General features: G+C 71.7%; 13 protein-coding genes and 2 pseudogenes. 12 read left to right on the forward strand and 3 right to left on the reverse strand.

The genetic code is table 11. The features are described 5' to 3' along the window. Nucleotide 1: 1 nt before the first annotated feature. Nucleotides 2-1252 (forward strand): annotated as a pseudogene (locus tag ACFY9I_RS33975) (beta-ketoacyl-[acyl-carrier-protein] synthase family protein); the annotation flags it as partial. 297 nt (nt 1253-1549) lie between these two features. Here the strand turns inward: ACFY9I_RS33975 and ACFY9I_RS33980 are convergent. Then, on the reverse strand, nt 1550-2608 hold the full coding sequence (locus ACFY9I_RS33980) for a Ku protein (RefSeq protein WP_391008615.1): 1059 nt from the start codon (nt 2606-2608) through the stop codon (nt 1550-1552). Between the two features lie 293 nt (nt 2609-2901). On the opposite strand from ACFY9I_RS33980, the pseudogene ACFY9I_RS33985 reads away from it, so the two are divergent. The 3 genes and pseudogenes from ACFY9I_RS33985 to ligD form a co-directional block, all read left to right on the forward strand. After that, nucleotides 2902-3075 (forward strand): annotated as a pseudogene (locus tag ACFY9I_RS33985) (VOC family protein); the annotation flags it as partial. A 198-nt stretch (nt 3076-3273) separates the two neighbouring features. Beyond that, the gene (locus tag ACFY9I_RS33990) at nt 3274-5682 is read left to right on the forward strand and encodes an ATP-binding cassette domain-containing protein (protein WP_391008617.1); all 2409 of its coding nucleotides are present in this window, start codon (nt 3274-3276) and stop codon (nt 5680-5682) included. Nucleotides 5683-5839: 157 nt separating this feature from the next. Beyond that, a complete protein-coding gene (ligD, locus tag ACFY9I_RS33995; protein WP_391008619.1) occupies nt 5840-6721 on the forward strand; it encodes a non-homologous end-joining DNA ligase in 882 nt (293 codons plus the stop codon). Between the two features lie 316 nt (nt 6722-7037). Here ligD and ACFY9I_RS34000 read toward each other — a convergent pair whose 3' ends face one another. Then, nucleotides 7038-7841 carry an NERD domain-containing protein gene (locus ACFY9I_RS34000; RefSeq protein WP_391008621.1) on the reverse strand — a complete coding sequence of 268 codons (804 nt, stop codon included), beginning with the start codon at nt 7839-7841 and terminating at the stop codon, nt 7038-7040. Between the two features lie 112 nt (nt 7842-7953). Here ACFY9I_RS34000 and ACFY9I_RS34005 point away from each other — a divergent pair, with 112 nt between their 5' ends. From ACFY9I_RS34005 to ACFY9I_RS34035, 7 genes are all read left to right on the forward strand, one after another. Continuing rightward, on the forward strand, nt 7954-8466 hold the full coding sequence (locus ACFY9I_RS34005) for a dual specificity protein phosphatase family protein (protein ID WP_391008623.1): 513 nt from the start codon (nt 7954-7956) through the stop codon (nt 8464-8466). 103 nt (nt 8467-8569) lie between these two features. Further along, nucleotides 8570-9301 (forward strand): hypothetical protein, encoded by a 732-nt coding sequence (locus ACFY9I_RS34010; protein WP_391008625.1) that lies wholly within the window; start codon nt 8570-8572, stop codon nt 9299-9301. 11 nt (nt 9302-9312) lie between these two features. Continuing rightward, nucleotides 9313-10566: an ATP-binding protein gene (locus tag ACFY9I_RS34015; protein WP_391008627.1), complete on the forward strand. Its 1254-nt coding sequence runs from the start codon at nt 9313-9315 to the stop codon at nt 10564-10566. Between the two features lie 137 nt (nt 10567-10703). Beyond that, complete coding sequence (locus tag ACFY9I_RS34020) at nt 10704-10889, forward strand: hypothetical protein (RefSeq protein WP_391008629.1); 186 nt, start codon at nt 10704-10706, stop codon at nt 10887-10889. A 214-nt stretch (nt 10890-11103) separates the two neighbouring features. Continuing rightward, nucleotides 11104-12534, forward strand: coding sequence for an FtsW/RodA/SpoVE family cell cycle protein (locus tag ACFY9I_RS34025; RefSeq protein ID WP_391008630.1), 1431 nt, complete (start codon nt 11104-11106; stop codon nt 12532-12534). Then, nucleotides 12531-14009 (forward strand): penicillin-binding transpeptidase domain-containing protein, encoded by a 1479-nt coding sequence (locus ACFY9I_RS34030; RefSeq protein ID WP_391008632.1) that lies wholly within the window; start codon nt 12531-12533, stop codon nt 14007-14009. Before ACFY9I_RS34025 ends, ACFY9I_RS34030 begins: the two co-directional genes overlap by 4 nt. Before the next feature lie 147 nt (nt 14010-14156). After that, the gene (locus ACFY9I_RS34035; protein WP_391008634.1) at nt 14157-14639 is read left to right on the forward strand and encodes a DUF3291 domain-containing protein; all 483 of its coding nucleotides are present in this window, start codon (nt 14157-14159) and stop codon (nt 14637-14639) included. Here the strand turns inward: ACFY9I_RS34035 and ACFY9I_RS34040 are convergent. Then, nucleotides 14632-15477 (reverse strand): hypothetical protein, encoded by an 846-nt coding sequence (locus ACFY9I_RS34040; protein WP_391008932.1) that lies wholly within the window; start codon nt 15475-15477, stop codon nt 14632-14634. The genes ACFY9I_RS34035 and ACFY9I_RS34040 overlap by 8 nt on opposite strands. Nucleotides 15478-15600: 123 nt before the next feature. On the opposite strand from ACFY9I_RS34040, the gene ACFY9I_RS34045 reads away from it, so the two are divergent. After that, entirely contained in the window at nt 15601-16557 is a 957-nt protein-coding gene (locus tag ACFY9I_RS34045) for a diiron oxygenase (protein ID WP_391008636.1), read from the forward strand. Nucleotides 16558-16616: the final 59 nt, after the last annotated feature.

The raw sequence follows: 16616 nt of genomic DNA on the forward strand, positions 1-16616 counted from the left end.
GCGTCGGGTGGTCGTCACGGGGCTGGGGGCTGTGACGCCACTCGGGGTCGGGGTGGGCGAGTTGTGGCAGGGGCTGCTCGAAAGGCGTTGTGGGATACGGGAGTTGGAGGGGGAGGAGTTCGCGGAGTTACCCGTGCGGGTGGCGGGGACGGTGCCCGTGGATCCCGCCGACCTGCTTTCCCGGCCCCGGGCGCGGCGTATGAACCGGGCCGCGCGGTTCGCCGTACTGGCGGCGCGGGAAGCGTGGCGGGACGGGGGCCTCGATGTCGCCGGTGCGGCGGAGAGCGGTCTCGATCCGGAGCGGGTCGGGGTGTCCACCGGGGCGATCCTCGGTGACGCGTCGGTCCTCGTGGCCGGGGACCGGCGGTTACGGGAACGGGGGCTGCGTGGCGTCTCGCCGCTCACCACGCCGATGTGCGTGCCCTCGCAGGCGGCGTCGCAGGTCTCGCTGGACCTCGGCATCACCGGGGAGGCTCGGACCGTGACCAGTGCGTGCGCCTCCGGTACCGAGGCGATCGGACAGGCCGTCGACCGTATCCGGTACGGCCGGGTGGACGTGGCGCTCGCGGGCGGGGCCGAGGCGGTGGTGACCCCGGCGATCATGGCGTCGTTCGCGGCGATGCGGGCGCTGTCGCGGCACCGGCTGAGCGGCGACGGGGAGAGCCCGTCCCGCCCCTTCGCCAGGGACCGGGACGGGTTCGTGAACGGGGAGGGGGCGGGGTTCCTGCTGTTGGAGGCCGAGGATCACGCGAGGGCTCGGGGCGCCCGGGTCTACTGCGAGGCGGCGGGGTGGGGCCTGTCCGCCGACGCGCACCACTTGGCGGCGCCGGATCCGTCGGGGGCGGGGGTCGCGCTCGCGCTGCGGCGGGCGTTGCGGGACGCGACGGCATCGGCTGCCGATGTGGTCCACGTCAACGCGCACGCCACCGCCACGGTCGACGGTGACCTCGCCGAGGCGAACGCGCTGGCCGAGGTGCTGTCGGGGCGCCGCGTTCCGGTGACGGCGCTCAAGGGGAACCTCGGGCATCTCCAGGGGGCGGCCGGGGCGGTCGAGGCCCTGGTCACCGCCCTCACTCTCCACCACGGCCTCATCCCGCCGACCCTCGGCTGCGCCGACCAGGACCACGCCATCACCCTCGACGTCGTCACCACCGCCCCACGCCCCCTCCCTCCCGACGGTGACCTCGCCCTCTCCAACTCCTTCGGCTTCGGCGGCCACAACGCGGTCCTCGCGCTCCGCCGCGCTGTCTAGTGCCGCGGCAGGCAACGTTCGCCGGTCAAGGAGCGGCGTCCGGTGCGTGCTCTCGGCGTGCCGGGCGTCGCGACGGGCAAACGTTGCCTGCCGCGGCACCGGCCCCACGCCCCCGTCGCCCCTCCGGCCGACTCGGCTCCGCGGCCGACCGCCGCCCGGCGGCGCACACCGGCGTATTACGGCGCATAGGCTGCGCAGCGGGCACAGCGGGCACAGCGGGCACGCAGGCGGTCGCCGTCCGCCCTGCCCCAGCCGCACGCCCATAGCCCGGCCGCACGATCGTCCAGCCGGTCGGGGTCACGCGGAGCGTTTGCGGGTGGCTGTCTTCTTCGCGGGGGTCTTCTTGGCTGTCGACTTGGCCTCCGCGGACTTGGCCTCCGCGGACTTCGCTGCCGTCGTCTTCTTGGCGGCCGACTTCTTGGCGGCGGTCTTCTTCGCGGGCTGGGACGTCTTCGCCGTCGACTTCTTCGGGGCGGCGGCCGTCTTCCTCGTCGTGGTGGTGGACTTCTTGCCGGAGGGTTCCTTGGGGGTGGGACGGGACGCGAGGGGGGTGATGTCGGCGGTGTCCTCGCCCCGGGACTCCTTGGCGTCGCGGACGCTCTTCTCCAGGGCGGCCATGAGGTCGAGGACCTTGCCGCCCGGGGCCGGGGAGGGGACGGCGGGCGGCTCTTCGCCGGAGGCCTTCGCGGCGATGAGTTCCTCGACCGCCTCGCGATAGTCGTCGTGGAGGGATTCGAAGTCGACCTCGCCGAGCGTGTCCATCAGGGCGTCCGCCAGGTCGAGTTCCTTGTCGCGGACGGTGACGCTCGCGTCCGGGGCGACCCCCTCGGTCGTACGGATCTCGTCGGGCCACAACAGCCCGTGCATGGCCAGGACGTCGTCCACCACCCTGAGCATGCCCAGCCGTTCGCGCCCCCGCAGGGCGAACTTGCAGATGGCGACCTTTCCGCTGCGTTTGAGCGCCTCGCGCAGGAGGGTGTACGGCTTGGCGGCGGGAACGCCGTTCGCCGCGAGGTAGTACGCGGCGTCCACCTGGAGCGGGTCGACGCTCTCGGCCGGGACAAAGCCCTCGATCTCGATGGTCTTGGCCGTCGGAATGGGCAGCGACGACAGGTCCTCGTCCGTGATCGGGATCATCGTGCCGTCCGCGTCCTCGTACGCCTTGCCGATCTCCCCCTGCGTCACCTCGCGCTCCTCCAGCTCACAGACCTTGCGGTAACGGATGCGTCCGCCGTCCTCCAGGTGGATCTGGCGGAAGGAGACGGAGTGGCTCTCGGTCGCGTTCACGAGCTTGATCGGGATGCTGACCAGGCCGAAGGAGATGGCGCCGTTCCAGATGGATCGCACGAGCAGCACGCACCTTTCGGGTCGTAGCCGTGGGGCATGTCGTCCCCGCCCCCCGACCGCCCCCGAGCACCCCCTCCGGGCTTCCCACACCGTAACTCCGACCGATCACACCTGCCCGTCGACCACCGGGCGCGGCAGCGTCCGGTGCCTCACCGCTTCCGCAGGACACCCCCCTCGCCGTACCGGTCAGGATTCGAGAAGCGCGGGCGACCCGGCCGCGCCTAGCGTGAAGGGCATGGACCTGGATACGGACCTGGACCTGGACCTGGACCTGGATCTTCAACGCGTCGAACTGATGGCCAAAGGGGGTGTACGCCCGTGTCCTCCTCGCCACCGCCGACCTCGACGGCACCTTCGCGCGGCTGGAGGCCGCCGGGGCCGTGATCGTCCAGGAGCCGACGAGGCAGCCGTACGGTGTGCGCGACTTCGCCGTGCGTGATCCCGCGGGCAACCTGATCCGTGTTCACGAGGTCTGACCTTCGGGGTCCGAGGGACCGGCGGGACGGGGCCCATGGACACCCCCCTCAACGCGGATCAGATGACGAACACACGATCTCCGTCGTCACCGCGCAGAAGACGCACAGCCGCACGTAGTGTTCCCAGCGGATCGGATCCGGTCGGGCGACGCCGGCGGGGACCGCGAAACGCGGCCCCGCCCGACAGATGGAGGAACGATGACCAAGGCCACGAGGGCGCCGGCGCAGGCGCAGTCTCCCGGGCCGCACCCCGCCGACAGTCATGATCTGATCCGTGTGCACGGGGCGAGGGAGAACAACCTCAAGGACGTCAGCATCGAGATCCCGAAACGCCGGCTGACGGTGTTCACCGGGGTGTCCGGCTCGGGCAAGAGCTCGCTGGTGTTCGACACTATCGCCGCCGAGTCGCAGCGGCTGATCAACGAGACGTACAGCGCCTTCCTGCAAGGCTTCATGCCGAACCTGGCGCGGCCCGAGGTAGACGTGCTCGACGGACTGACCACCGCGATCACCGTGGACCAGCAGCGGATGGGGTCCGACCCGCGTTCCACCGTCGGTACCGCCACCGACGCCAACGCGATGCTGCGCATCCTCTTCAGCCGGCTCGGCGAGCCGCACATCGGGCCGCCCGGCGCGTTCTCCTTCAACACCGCCTCGGTCTCGGCGAGCGGCGGGTTCACGGTCGACCGGGGTGCCGACAAGACCAGGACCGAGAAGGTGACCTTCAGCCGCACCGGCGGCATGTGCACGCACTGCGAGGGCCGGGGCAAGGTCTCCGACATCGACCTCACCCAGCTGTTCGACGACACCAAGTCGCTCTCCGAGGGCCCGTTCACCATCCCCACGTACACCGGGGACGGGTGGGTCGTACGGATCATCGCCGAGTCGGGGTTCTTCGACAAGGAGAAGCCGATCCGCGAGTACACCAAGAAGGAACGGCACGACTTCCTCTACCGCGAGCCGACCAAGGTCAAGGTCAACGGCGTCAACCTCACCTACGAGGGACTGATCCCGAAACTCCAGAAGACGTTCCTGTCCAAGGACCGCGAGTCGATGCAGCCGCACATCCGGGCCTTCGTGGACCGGGCGGTCACCTTCGCCGAGTGCCCCGACTGCGACGGCACCCGGCTCAGCGAGCTGGCCCGCTCCTCACGGATCGGCAAGGTCAACATCGCCGACGCCTGTGCGATGGAGATCCGGGACCTGGCGGAGTGGGTCCGCGGCATCGAGGAGCCGTCGGTGAAGCCGCTGCTCGCCAAGCTCCAGCACACCCTCGACTCGTTCGTGGAGATCGGGCTCGGCTATCTCTCGCTCGACCGGGCCTCGGGCACGCTCTCCGGCGGCGAGGCACAGCGCACCAAGATGATCCGCCACCTCGGGTCGTCGCTCACGGACGTCACGTACGTCTTCGACGAGCCGACCATCGGGCTGCACCCGCACGACATCCAGCGGATGAACAACCTGCTGCTGCGGCTGCGTGACAAGGGCAACACCGTGCTGGTGGTGGAGCACAAGCCGGAGGCGATCGCCATCGCCGACCATGTCGTCGACCTGGGCCCTGGTGCGGGTACGGCGGGCGGCACCGTCTGCTTCGAGGGGACCCTGGAGGGGCTGCGGGCGAGCGACACCGTCACCGGGCGTCATCTCGACGACCGGGCGGCCGTGAAGGAGACGGTCCGCAAGCCGACCGGCACGCTCGCGATCCGGGGCGCCACGGCGAACAACCTCCAGAACGTCGATGTCGACATCCCGCTCGGCGTGCTCACCGTCGTCACCGGTGTCGCCGGCTCCGGCAAGAGTTCGCTGCTGCACGGCGCGATGCCCCGACAAGCGGGGGCAGAGGGTGTGGTGGCGGTCGACCAGACTCCCATCCGCGGCTCCCGGCGCAGCAACCCGGCGACGTACACCGGGCTGGCCGACCCGATCCGCAAGGCCTTCGCCAAGGCCAACGGCGTGAAGCCGGCGCTGTTCAGCGCCAACTCCGAGGGCGCCTGCCCCACCTGCAACGGCGCCGGCGTCATCTACACCGACCTCGCGATCATGCAGAGCGTCGCCACCCCCTGCGAGGAGTGCGAGGGCAAGCGGTTCGACACGTCGGTGCTGGAGTACCGCTTCGGCGGCCGCGACATCAGCGAGGTGCTGGCGATGTCGGTGACCGAGGCCGAGGAGTTCTTCCGCGCCGGTGAGGCGCGCACCCCGGCGGCCCACAAGATCCTGGAACGGATGGCGGACGTCGGCCTCGGCTATCTCACCCTCGGGCAGCCGCTGACCACGCTCTCCGGCGGTGAGCGGCAGCGGCTGAAGCTGGCCACCCACATGGGCGACAAGGGCGGCGTCTACGTCCTCGACGAGCCGACCACCGGGCTCCACCTGGCCGATGTCGAGCAACTGCTCGGGCTGCTCGACCGGCTCGTCGACGCCGGAAAGTCGGTCATCGTCATCGAGCACCACCAGGCCGTCATGGCGCACGCCGACTGGATCATCGACCTCGGTCCGGGCGCCGGCCACGACGGCGGCCGCATCGTCTTCGAGGGCACCCCCGCCGACCTCGTCGCCTCCCGCTCCACGGTCACGGGCGAGCACCTGGCGGCGTATGTCGGAGCCTGAGAAGTGACTGCCGGGGGCCTGGGGAAGGGATAGTCAGGGGCCCGAGGAAGGGACTGCCGGGGGCCTCAGGCGTGACTGCCGGGCCTGGAGCATTCCCTTTCCCCCACTTTCGCCCCTTACATACGCATCCTCGCGGCGGTCGTGGGACTCTCTTCCCATGACTCCGATCACCGAGGTGGAGGGCCGCAGGGTCGCCCTGTCCAATCTGGAGAAGGTCCTCCACCCGGCGACGGGCTTCACCAAGGGCGAGCTGCTGCACTACTACGCCACGAGCGCGGACGCCCTGCTGCCGCATCTGCGGGATCGCCCGGTCTCCTTCCTCCGTTACCCGGACGGGCCGGGCGGCCAGGTGTTCTTCACCAAGAACGTGCCGCCCGGCACACCGGAGTGGGTCACGACCGCCGAGGTACGGCGGATGGAGGGCCCGGCCCGCATGGTGCTGCTCCAGGACCTGCCGAGTCTGATGTGGGCCTCGAACCTGGTCGCCGAGTTCCACACCCCCCAGTGGACCGTCCACACCTCCGACGACGCCGACCGGCTGGTGTTCGACCTGGACCCGGGGTCGCCCGCGACGGTCGTCGAGTGCTGCGAGGTCGCCTGCTGGCTGCGGGAGCGGCTCGCGGCGGACGGGATCGAGGCGTACGCGAAGACGTCCGGGTCGAAGGGGCTGCATCTGCTGACGGCGGTGCGCGGGGCCTCCTCGGAGCGGGTGACCGAATACGCCAAGGCGCTGGCCGTCGAGGCCGAGAAGGCGATGCCCCGCCGGGTCGTCCACCGGATGACCCGCAGCCTGCGCCCGGGCAAGGTCTTCGTCGACTGGAGCCAGAACGCCGCCCGCAAGACCACGGCCACGCCCTACACCCTGCGTGCCCGCCCCGAGCCCACGGTGTCCGCCCCGGTGACCTGGACCGAGGTCGAGGAGTGCGGCTCCCCCGCCCAACTGACCTTCCGCGCCCAGGACATCGCCCCCCGCCTCCAGGACTACGGCGACCTCCTGGCCCCCCTCCTCGCCCCGGACGCCGCTCACGCACTGCCGTGAACCGCCCCCGCGCTCCGCGGGCCATGAGCCCCGACAGCCCGGCTGGGGCCGCGGCCCGCCACCGCCTCACTGGCCGGCCGCCACAGCCCCACAGCCCGCCTCAGCCCCGCAGCCCGGTCGGCCTTCGTGGCCCGTCCCGCCGCCCCCTCCAACCCGTCCGGCGCTTGAGGACGAGGCCGCAGGCCGACAGGGGGGTCCGGGCGCGCAGCCCCCAAGGGCGACACCCCCACCCACGTCCGCACCTGGGCACCGGCACCCGCACCCGCACCCGCACCCGCACCCAAGGGACGCCCTACACCCGCACCCGAGGGACGCCCTACACCCGAGTCCACGTCCGTCGGTCCCGAGCGACCGCGTGCAACCCCTCCACGTCCGCCGGCTTCAGCACCCCGCCCGTACGGGCGAGCTCCGACAGATCCGCGTCCCGTACGACACGGACCTCCCGCGGGGGCGTGGTGAGAGCGAGCGCGGACGGTTCGGCGAGGGCCAGGACGGGGCGGACCTCGGCGGTGAGGGCATAGGACGCGCGGTCGGCGTCTGCCCGGAGCCCGCGCAGCAGCGCGCGGGGCTCGTGCCGGCCGACGGCGACCATGGGGTCGGTGACGACGACACGCCGCCTGCGGGCGTAGAGGGAGCGGACGCAGTACACGCCCCCGGGGCCGATGACCAGGTGGTGGACGCGGTCGCCTCCGGGCAGTGGCACGGAGTGCAGGGTGTGCCAGCCGGCGCCGTCCAGCCGGTCCAGCGCGTCGCCGACGGTCTGCTCGGCGGCCAGGGCGCGGCGGCGCGGGTCCGGGCGCAGCCGGCGCGGTGGTCCGGGGTCGCGGTCGAGGGCGATCAGCAGGGCCTCGCCGGGGCGGTTCGGGGCGAGGTCGTCGTCCGGGTGCAGGCTCAGCCGGGCCAGTTCGGCAGGGCTCGGCACCGGTGGCGGGCCCACCGTGACCGGGCCGGTGATGAAGGGCTGGAGGACGGCGAGCACGTCCTGTCCGAGCTCCTCGCTGAGGAGGTTCACCCGGCCCGCCTCACGGTCGTACCAGGCGATGTTCCTCCCGTCGGGCCGGCACACGTACAGGCGTTCCAGTCCGTGACGCCAGGCCGGTACGACGCGCAGTCCGCTCATGAGCCATCACCCCACGAACCATGGGACCAGGCGGGGTGCTCCATCGGCAAGAACCCGGCTACCTTTGTGGGGACGACCCGTCGTCGGGGCCCACGGCCTGGGGGAGGTGCCGTTGCGGACAGACAGGAAGCGACCCGGTGTTCCGGCTCCGGACGAACCGTGGAGCGAGATCGTGCCCGGCCTGTGGATGGGCGGACACGAGTTCTCGGGGCGGGCCGGTACCGGCGACGTCGCACTCGCGGTCGTACGGGACGAGTTCGATCTGGTGCAGACCCTGCTGCGGCTGCCGGGATACGGGCCGGACGACGGCGTCGAGCACCATGTGTGGCCGATCCCGGACGGACCGTTGGACGGTACGCAACTGGCGGGTGTGATGCGGCTGGCGCAGGCCGCGTGTGACGCGCTGGAGGACGGCAAGCGGGTCCTCGTCCGCTGCTACAGCGGGTACAACCGGTCCGGTCTGGTCGTGGCGCACGCGCTGATCCGCGACGGGCACTCCGCCGAGGAGGCGATCCGGCTGATCCGCACGCGTCGTTCGCCGTGGGCGCTGCACAACGAGCTGTTCGTGGAGTACCTGCACACGGGACTGCCGACGGTCCGGTTCCTGGAGGAGCTGGCCGAGTAGCGCGGGGCCGGAGGCCGGGGCGTCAGGGGAAGGAATCCACCGCTCGAATAGGGTGTACGGGACCACGACCGCCCTCCCCCGTACCCGCACACCCAGGAGTCCCGTGTCCCCCAGCCGCCCCACGCGCGCTGCCGTCGGCGTCTCGGCCGCCCTGGCCGCCACGCTGCTGCTGGGTGCCTGCGGCGACGCCGGGGGCCTGGTGAGCGCGGGCGCGACACGCACCGCGAGCGGCCCGACCCGGCTGTGGCCCGGGGAGCCGCCCGCCTCTTCCCCCGCCAACTACTACGGCGAGGCCGAGAAGGAGGTCGTACGGGGAATCAAGGCCCCCGGTGATGACATCCACAAGGTGGACCCGGTGGCCGTCGTCCGCGCGGAGATCGCCGCGGACCCCGACACGTACTCCGGGCCCGAGCCCCTGTACGGCGGGACGAGCGCACGCATGGCCGACTGCGGCGAGGGCGGTGACCGCGCCGAGTGTCCCGTCCTCAAGGCCTACTACCGGGATTTCACCGGTGACGGGCGCGACGACCTGGTGCTCGGCTTCCGGCTGCTGCCCGGCAACCAGACGGCGGTGCGGATGTACACGTTCCGGGCGCACCGGCTGGTGCAGGTGCTGGCCCACGACGACGCGATGCTCGGGGTCGAGCTGGCCGGCCGTACCGTGATCATCCACTCCCCCGCGGGGATCGTCGGCTACGAGTACCGCACACGGTGGAGCTGGGACGAGAAGCAGCGGGCGATGCTGGTCACCCGCGACGAGATCCTGCGCGTGGACGGCCCGGCGAAGCCGTCTGCCACGGCCCCCTCCGCCTCGTCGTCGGCGAGCCCGGGGTGAGCGCGGTGAGAATGTCGCGGAAACGGTTCGACCTGCGTCGCTGGACCTCCTCGCTCATCTGGAAAGCACTGGCCTTCATCACCGTCATGTGCTGCGGGCTGGCCGCGCTGCTCGGCGCCCTCGTCCATGTCTCCGTCACCCACCGCACCGTCAGCGACGCCCGTTCCCGCGCGCTCGTCCGCCTCGACGAGGCCGTGAAGGCGTACGAGGCCGGGAGCCGGCTGCCACCCCAGTCCGGGATCGACACGCGAGAACTGCCGGAGTCGCTGCGCGACCTGGCGGTGAGCGGGCAGCGCGGCACGATGGTCGGCGTCGTCGACGGCGACCCCACGATGTGGGCGGCCGCCCCCGCCGACGGCCGCGCCCTCGCCGTACAGCTCGACTACGCGCAGAGCGCGGCGACGATCGAGAACCTCGACCGGGCCATCCTGGGCTCCTCGGCCCTGGCCATCGGGGTGACGCTGACGGTGGGCGCGCTCGGCGTCGGCGGAGTGACCCGGCGGCTGCGCACGACCTCCCAGGTGGCCCGGCGGATCAGTGCGGGCGACCTGGACGCCCGGGTCGGCGACCCCCTGACGACGGACCCGGCGCGGCACCGCGACGAGGTGGCCGCGGTGGCCGCCGCGCTGGACACCATGGCGTCCACGCTGCAGCGCAAGCTGATGAGCGAGCAGCGGTTCACCGCGGACGTCGCGCACGAGCTGCGCACCCCGCTGACCGGGCTGCACGCGGCGGCCGAACTGCTGCCGGCGGGGCGACCGACGGAAATGGTGCGGGACCGGGTCGCCGCGTTGCGGACGCTGACCGAGGATCTGCTGGAGATCTCGCGGCTGGACACGGGGAGCGAGCGGGTGGAACTGGACGCGATCCGGCTCGGGGTGCTGGCGGAGCGGGTGGCCGCGCACGCGAGCGGCGAGACCGAGGTGCGGGTGGTCGAGGACGCGTTCGTGGAGACGGACCGGCGGCGGCTGGAACGGGTGTTGGGGAATCTGGTGGCCAACGCCCATAAGCACGGGCGGCCTCCGGTGGTGCTGACCGTGGAGGGGGCCGTGGTGAGCGTGCGGGATCACGGGAACGGGTTTCCGGACTATCTCGTGGCCGAGGGGCCGCAGAGGTTTCGGACCGAGGGTTCCACCAAGGGGCATGGGCTCGGGCTGACCATCGCCGTGGGGCAGGCGGAGGTGTTGGGGGCGCGGCTGGAATTCGAGAACGCCGCCGACGGAGGCGCGTCGGCCGTTCTGCGGCTGCGGGGCGACGGGAGCTGACCACACGGTCCCCCTACCCGTCGAGGGCCGCGCCCGCAGGGGGCGCCTTCCCCGATGGCCCATCGCAGAAGGCGCCCCCTGCTCCCTCCTCCTACTGTGGCGAATAGTCAGGTTCGACCCCTTATGGAGGAGCATCAATGTCCCTGCGGAGTCTGCTCATGCGGTTCGGCATAGCCGCTGCCGGTGGCGCCCTTCTGGCCTTCGCGGCCACGAATCCCGCGCTCGGCGCCGACCGGGAGGCCCCCGGAGAGAGCATGAACGTGGTCACCGGCGAGGTCACCGCCCCCGACGGTCCGGTCCTGCGCAGCGCCGATGCGCGGTAGCGAGGTGGTTCGGGTCGCGAGGTGCGGCGAACACGTCGGCATCCACTGCCGGCCCCGGGGCCAGACCGCCGACGGCAACCAGCGGTGATACCCGCTCACCGACGACACCTGGGCGCGGGGGCCGGCTCGCTCCATCGTGGCCTGGGCGACGCCACGCCCGTGCCGAGCTGAGCGGCAAACCACGCAAAGCATCCCTTTTGGGTAAGTTCCGGGCATGACCACCAAGGCCGGACCGACCCTGGCGGCGGATCCCTCGGACCCGTCCCCACCCGCCGTACGCCTGCTCCGGCGCCGAGGCGTCGAGTTCACCCTCACCGTCGCGGCCGTCCTGCTCTCCGTGTACGGCTACTGCGCCGTCGGTATGGCGAAGAACGGCACCGTCCCGCCCGGCGCCGCCGACTACGGCGCCGGGCTCGGCGTGCTCGCGCTGCTGGCCCATCTGGTGGTGCGACTGCGGGCGCCGTACGCCGATCCGCTGCTGCTGCCGATCGCGGTGCTGCTGAACGGCCTGGGCCTGGTGCTGATCCACCGGCTCGACCTGGAGACACCGGCCGACCTGGCGGCACCCGCGCAGCTGAACTGGTCCACGCTCGGGGTGGCGCTGTTCATCACGGTCGTGGCCCTGCTGCGCGATCACCGGGTGCTCCAGCGCTACGCGTACGTCTCGGTGGTGGCAGCCCTCGGACTGCTGGCCCTGCCGATCCTGTTCCCGCCGGTCAACGGGGCCCGGATCTGGGTGCGGATCGCCGGGTTCTCCCTCCAGCCGGGCGAGTTCGCGAAGGTGCTGCTCGCGCTGTTCTTCGCGAGCTATCTCGCGGCGAACCGCAACGCGCTGGCGTACGCCGGGCGCCGGATCTGGCGGTTCAAGCGTCTGCAACTGCCCACCGGGCGTGTGCTCGGCCCGATCGTCACCATCTGGCTGCTGAGCGTCGGCGTTCTGGTCCTGGAACGGGACCTGGGCACCTCGCTGCTGTTCTTCGGCCTGTTCGTGATCATGCTGTACGTCGCCACGGGGCGCACCGGCTGGATCGCGGTGGGGCTGCTGCTGGCGTGTGTGGGCGCGGTGGCCGTCGGCTGGCTGGAACCGCATGTGCACAGCCGGGTCGAGGACTGGCTGCATCCGTTCGCGTCGATCGAGGCGGGCCGAGGTGCGGGCCAACTCGCCCAGTCCCTCTTCGCGTTCGCCGCCGGGGGGCTGCTCGGCACCGGTCTCGGGCTCGGCCACTCCACCCTGATCGGCTTCGCCGCCAAGTCGGACTTCATCCTGGCCACGGCGGGTGAGGAGCTGGGCCTCGCCGGCCTCGCCGCGATCTTCCTGCTCTACGCGCTGCTGGTGGAGCGCGGTTACCGCACCGGCCTCGCGCTGCGCGACCCCTTCGGCCGACTGCTGGCCACGGGCCTCGCCTCGATCGTGGCCCTCCAGGTCTTCGTCATCGCCGGCGGCGTCACCGGCCTCATCCCGCTCACCGGCATGGCGATGCCCTTTCTCGCCCAGGGCGGCTCCTCCGTGGTCACCAACTGGATCATCGTGGCCCTGCTGATGCGGCTCAGCGACTCGGCCCGCAGACAGTACGACCGCTTCGACGGCCCCGAGGACAGGGGCACGACCCTCGCGAGAGGCTCCGCCCGCGGGAGGGGCGCGTGACCAAGTACATCCGCCGTGCAGCCGCCCTGTGCGCCCTGTTGCTGATCGCCCTCCTGGTGAACGCCACCCGCGTCCAGGTCCTCCAGTCGCGGGCGTACGACGACAATCCCGCCAACCGCCGCCCGTCGATCGCCCGTTGGGGCCAGCCACGCGGGAACATCATGGTCGAGGGAGAACCGGTCACCGGCTCGAAGGACACGGGCGAGCAGCTCCGCTTCGAACGGACGTACAGGGACGGGCCGTTGTACGCGCCCGTCACGGGCTTCGCCTCGCAGGTGTACGGGACGACGTTCCTGGAGCACACGGAGGACCCCGTCCTCGACGGCAGCGACCCGCTGCTGTCCTTCCTCCCCCTGTGGAACGACGTCACCCGCGACCGGAACACGGGCGGCGAGGTCGTCACCACGCTCCGGGCGGCCGCCCAACGCGCCGCCTACGAGGGGCTCGGCGCCCGCCGGGGCGCGGTCGCCGCGCTCGAACCGGCCACCGGACGCGTCCTGGCGCTGGTCTCCCGGCCGTCGTACGACCCCGGAGCGCTCTCCGGCAACGGCCCCTCGGCGGCGGAGGCGTGGGCGCGGCTGAACGGGGACGAGAGCAAGCCGATGCTCAACCGGGCGGTGCGACAGACGTATCCGCCGGGTTCGACGTTCAAGGTGGTGACGGCCGCGGCCGCGCTGGACGCCGGGGTGATCGACGACCTCGACGCCCGCACCCGCTCGCCCGCCCCGTACACCCTGCCCGGCACCACGACCTCCCTCGCCAACGAGGTCGAGGGCTGCGAGAACGCCTCCCTGCGTTACGCCTTCGAGTGGTCCTGCAACACGGTCTTCGCCAAGCTGGGAGTGGACGTCGGCCTCGACGCCATGACAAAGACGGCCCGCGCCTTCGGCTTCAACGACCCGGACCTGCGGATCCCGTTCTCCGTCGCCCCCAGCAGCTTCGACACCCGGATGGACCGGGCCCAGCTCGCCCTGTCCTCCATCGGCCAGTACGACACCCGGGCCACCCCGCTGCAGATGGCGCTCGTCACGGCCGCAGTCGCCAACGGGGGTTCGGTCCGCTCCCCGTACCTCGTCGAGCGCACCACCACGGCCACCGGCCGCACGGTCGCCACCACCCGCGCCCGCCCCCTCCGCCAGGTCATGACCCCGACCACCGCGAGGCGCCTGCGCGACCTGATGCGCGGCGTCGTCGAGCACGGCACCGGCGCCAACGCCGCCCTGCGCCGCGCGACCGTCGGCGGCAAGACCGGCACCGCCCAGCACGGCATCGGCAACTCCGGCACCCCCTACGCCTGGTTCATCGGCTGGGCCCAGTCCGACGGCGCGCGCGAACCCGAGGTGGCCGTGGCGGTGGTGGTCGAGGACGCGGAGTCGGTGCGGGGCGACATCAGCGGGGGCGGCGACGCGGCCCCGATCGCGAGGGAGGTGATGAAAACGGTGCTGAAAACCGCCGCCCGGGGGCAGCGCCCCTGAAGGGGCTCGGGGCTGTAACGCGCTGCGGCTGCGCCACGCGGACGCGACCGGCCTGCACCGGCGCGCGCCGGCGCGCGCCGTACGCACCATGACCACCAGCCGAGATAAGCGGTGTACCCCCGAACCCGTTCTGCCTACCGTTCGGTCATGACTCCCACCACGTACGAACTCGCCCAGGTCAACATCTCCCGCCTCAAAGCCCCGCTGGAGTCCCCGCAGTTGAGGGACTTCGTGGACGCCCTCGCCCCGGTGAACGCGGTCGCGGACCGATCCGCCGGCTTCGTCTGGCGCCTCCAGAGCGACTCCGGCAATGCGACGGACATCCCCGTCCTCGGTGACGAGTGGCTGATCATCAACATGTCGGTATGGCGGGACACCGACGCCCTGACCGCGTTCATGTACCAGGGGCAGCACCGGGAGCTGCTGTCCCGACGGCGGGAGTGGTTCGAGCGCCTGGCCGAGGCGGCGACCGCCCTGTGGTGGGTCCCCGCCGGCCACCGCCCCACCGTTGCCGAGGCGGAGGAGCGGCTCCTCCACCTGCGCGCACACGGCCCGACCCCGTACGCCTTCACCCTGCGCACCTCGTTCCCGGCCGGCCCGGCGGAACCCCTCCTCGACGCCGTCAGCTGATCGGCCGGCGCACCTCGGAGCGGACCTGGTGAACGCGCTCGGCGAAGGCCTCCAGGTCCACGTCGGACGGCTTCTGCGTCAGCGAATCGGCGGTGATCTCCAGGACGATCGCACCGGTGTTCCCGTCGGCCCAACTGCACATCGGCACGGTGGCCTCGGTGCCCGCCTCCTCCATGACACCGACCTGACAGGTGAGCGTGGTGTCCGAGCCGGACGGGGTGAAGTCCTCGGGCTGCACGGCCACGGTCGCGCCGTCCGACTCGGCCGCCCCCTCCAGCATCCGCTCGCGGGCGTCCTCGGCGTTCTTGAACCGGCCGTACATCCCCGAGACTGCCAGGACGGAGATGTCGTCCCCCGAGCCGTACTGGCCGATCACGGCCTTGATGTCCCGCGCGTCCCAGGCGCCTTCCGCCTCCTTCTCCAGTTCCTGCCCCTCGGAATCGGAGAGGTCCTGGTCCAGCCGGTACTCGCCGTCGAGCAGGGTTTCGGGCAGCGTCAGCCTGTACTCGGCCTCGGGGAAGCTCTGCTCGTTCTTGAACCCGATGACGCCGAGCCCCACCACGCCCACCACGATCAGGCCGACGACCCCGCCCACGACGCCGAGGGCGATCTTCACACCGTTGTTCTTGGGCGGTGGCGGAGGCGGCGGCCACCCTGCGGGACCGGGCTGCCCGTACGGAGGGGCGGGCTGCCGGCCGTACGGTCCCTGCGGCTGCCCCTGGGGCGGCTGCTGCGGGTACGGCTGCCCGTAGGGACCCGGCTGCGGCGGCTGTTGGCCGTACGGATACGGGTACGGGGGCTGGGGCAAGGGCTGGGGCTGCTGGGGCGGTGGAGGCATGGACACGCCAGCACGCTACTGCACAAGTGGTGCGCGAGGGATTGACGACCTTGCTGACAAGTAGTCTCATAAGCGGTGACCGCTGGTAACTCCCTGAACTTCCGTACGAGGAGCTGCGACGCCATGACTACGGTGACCTCGGTTGATTCGACGAACCCGGTGTCGGAGGCGGATGTGCTCCGCGACGCGCTCGGGGTCCTCAAGGACCGGGAGCAGGTGGCCGAGCGGCTGCTCGTCTCCTCGGCGAAGCACTCCTTCGACCCGGACAAGGAGTTGGACTGGGACGCGCCCTTCGAGGGGGGCAAGTGGTTCTGGCCGCCGGAGCTGGTGTCCCTCTACGGAACGCCGATGTGGCGGCGGATGTCGCAGGAGCAGCGGATCGCCCTGTCACAGCACGAGGCGGCGGCGCTGGCCTCCCTCGGCATCTGGTTCGAGATCATCCTGATGCAGCTCCTCGTGCGGCACATCTACGACAAGTCCGCGACCAGCGCCCACGTCCGCTACGCGCTCACCGAGATCGAGGACGAGTGCCGGCACTCGAGGATGTTCGCCCGGCTGATCGCCAAGGGCGACACCCCGTACTACCCGGTGAGCCGGTTGCACCAGAACCTCGGCCGCGTCTTCAAGACGGTCTCGACGACCCCCGGCTCCTTCACCGCGACCCTGCTCGGCGAGGAGATCCTCGACTGGATGCAGCGGCTCACCTTCCCGGACGAGCGGGTGCAGCCGCTCGTCCGGGGCGTCACCCGCATCCATGTCGTCGAGGAGGCCCGGCACGTGCGGTACGCCCGCGAGGAGTTGCGACGCCAGATGGTGACCGCGCCCCGCTGGTCGCGGAGCTTCACCCGGGTCAGCTCCGGTGAGTTCGCCCGCGTCTTCTCCGTCGCCTTCATCAATCCCGAGGTCTACTCGAACGTCGGCCTCGACCGACGGGAGGCCGTCGCCCAGGTACGGGCCAGCGCCCACCGCCGCGACATCATGCAGACCGGTGCGAAGCGGCTGACGGACTTCCTGGACGACATCGGGGTCCTCCAGGGGGTCGGGCGCCGCATGTGGAAGTCCTCGGGGTTGCTGGCGTAGTTCTTTCCGGCCGGGCGCGTCGGGGGGTGGGAGTACGGTGCGTCGGCGGGTGCGGGTGG

Origin of the sequence: Streptomyces sp. NPDC012510, assembly GCF_042955065.1 — a bacterium.
In the GTDB taxonomy this organism is placed as follows: domain Bacteria; phylum Actinomycetota; class Actinomycetes; order Streptomycetales; family Streptomycetaceae; genus Streptomyces.

Bases quoted from the DNA above. Each gene is read 5' to 3' on its own strand.
- ACFY9I_RS33990 (WP_391008617.1), top strand. From the start codon at position 3,274: ATGACCAAGGCCACGAGGGCGCCGGCGCAGGCGCAGTCTCCCGGGCCG.
- ligD (WP_391008619.1), top strand. From the start codon at position 5,840: ATGACTCCGATCACCGAGGTGGAGGGCCGCAGGGTCGCCCTGTCCAAT.
- ACFY9I_RS34000 (WP_391008621.1), bottom strand. From the start codon at position 7,841: ATGAGCGGACTGCGCGTCGTACCGGCCTGGCGTCACGGACTGGAACGC.
- ACFY9I_RS34015 (WP_391008627.1), top strand. From the start codon at position 9,313: ATGTCGCGGAAACGGTTCGACCTGCGTCGCTGGACCTCCTCGCTCATC.
- ACFY9I_RS34020 (WP_391008629.1), top strand. From the start codon at position 10,704: ATGTCCCTGCGGAGTCTGCTCATGCGGTTCGGCATAGCCGCTGCCGGT.
- ACFY9I_RS34025 (WP_391008630.1), top strand. From the start codon at position 11,104: ATGACCACCAAGGCCGGACCGACCCTGGCGGCGGATCCCTCGGACCCG.
- ACFY9I_RS34035 (WP_391008634.1), top strand. From the start codon at position 14,157: ATGACTCCCACCACGTACGAACTCGCCCAGGTCAACATCTCCCGCCTC.
- ACFY9I_RS34040 (WP_391008932.1), bottom strand. From the start codon at position 15,477: ATGCCTCCACCGCCCCAGCAGCCCCAGCCCTTGCCCCAGCCCCCGTAC.
- ACFY9I_RS34045 (WP_391008636.1), top strand. From the start codon at position 15,601: ATGACTACGGTGACCTCGGTTGATTCGACGAACCCGGTGTCGGAGGCG.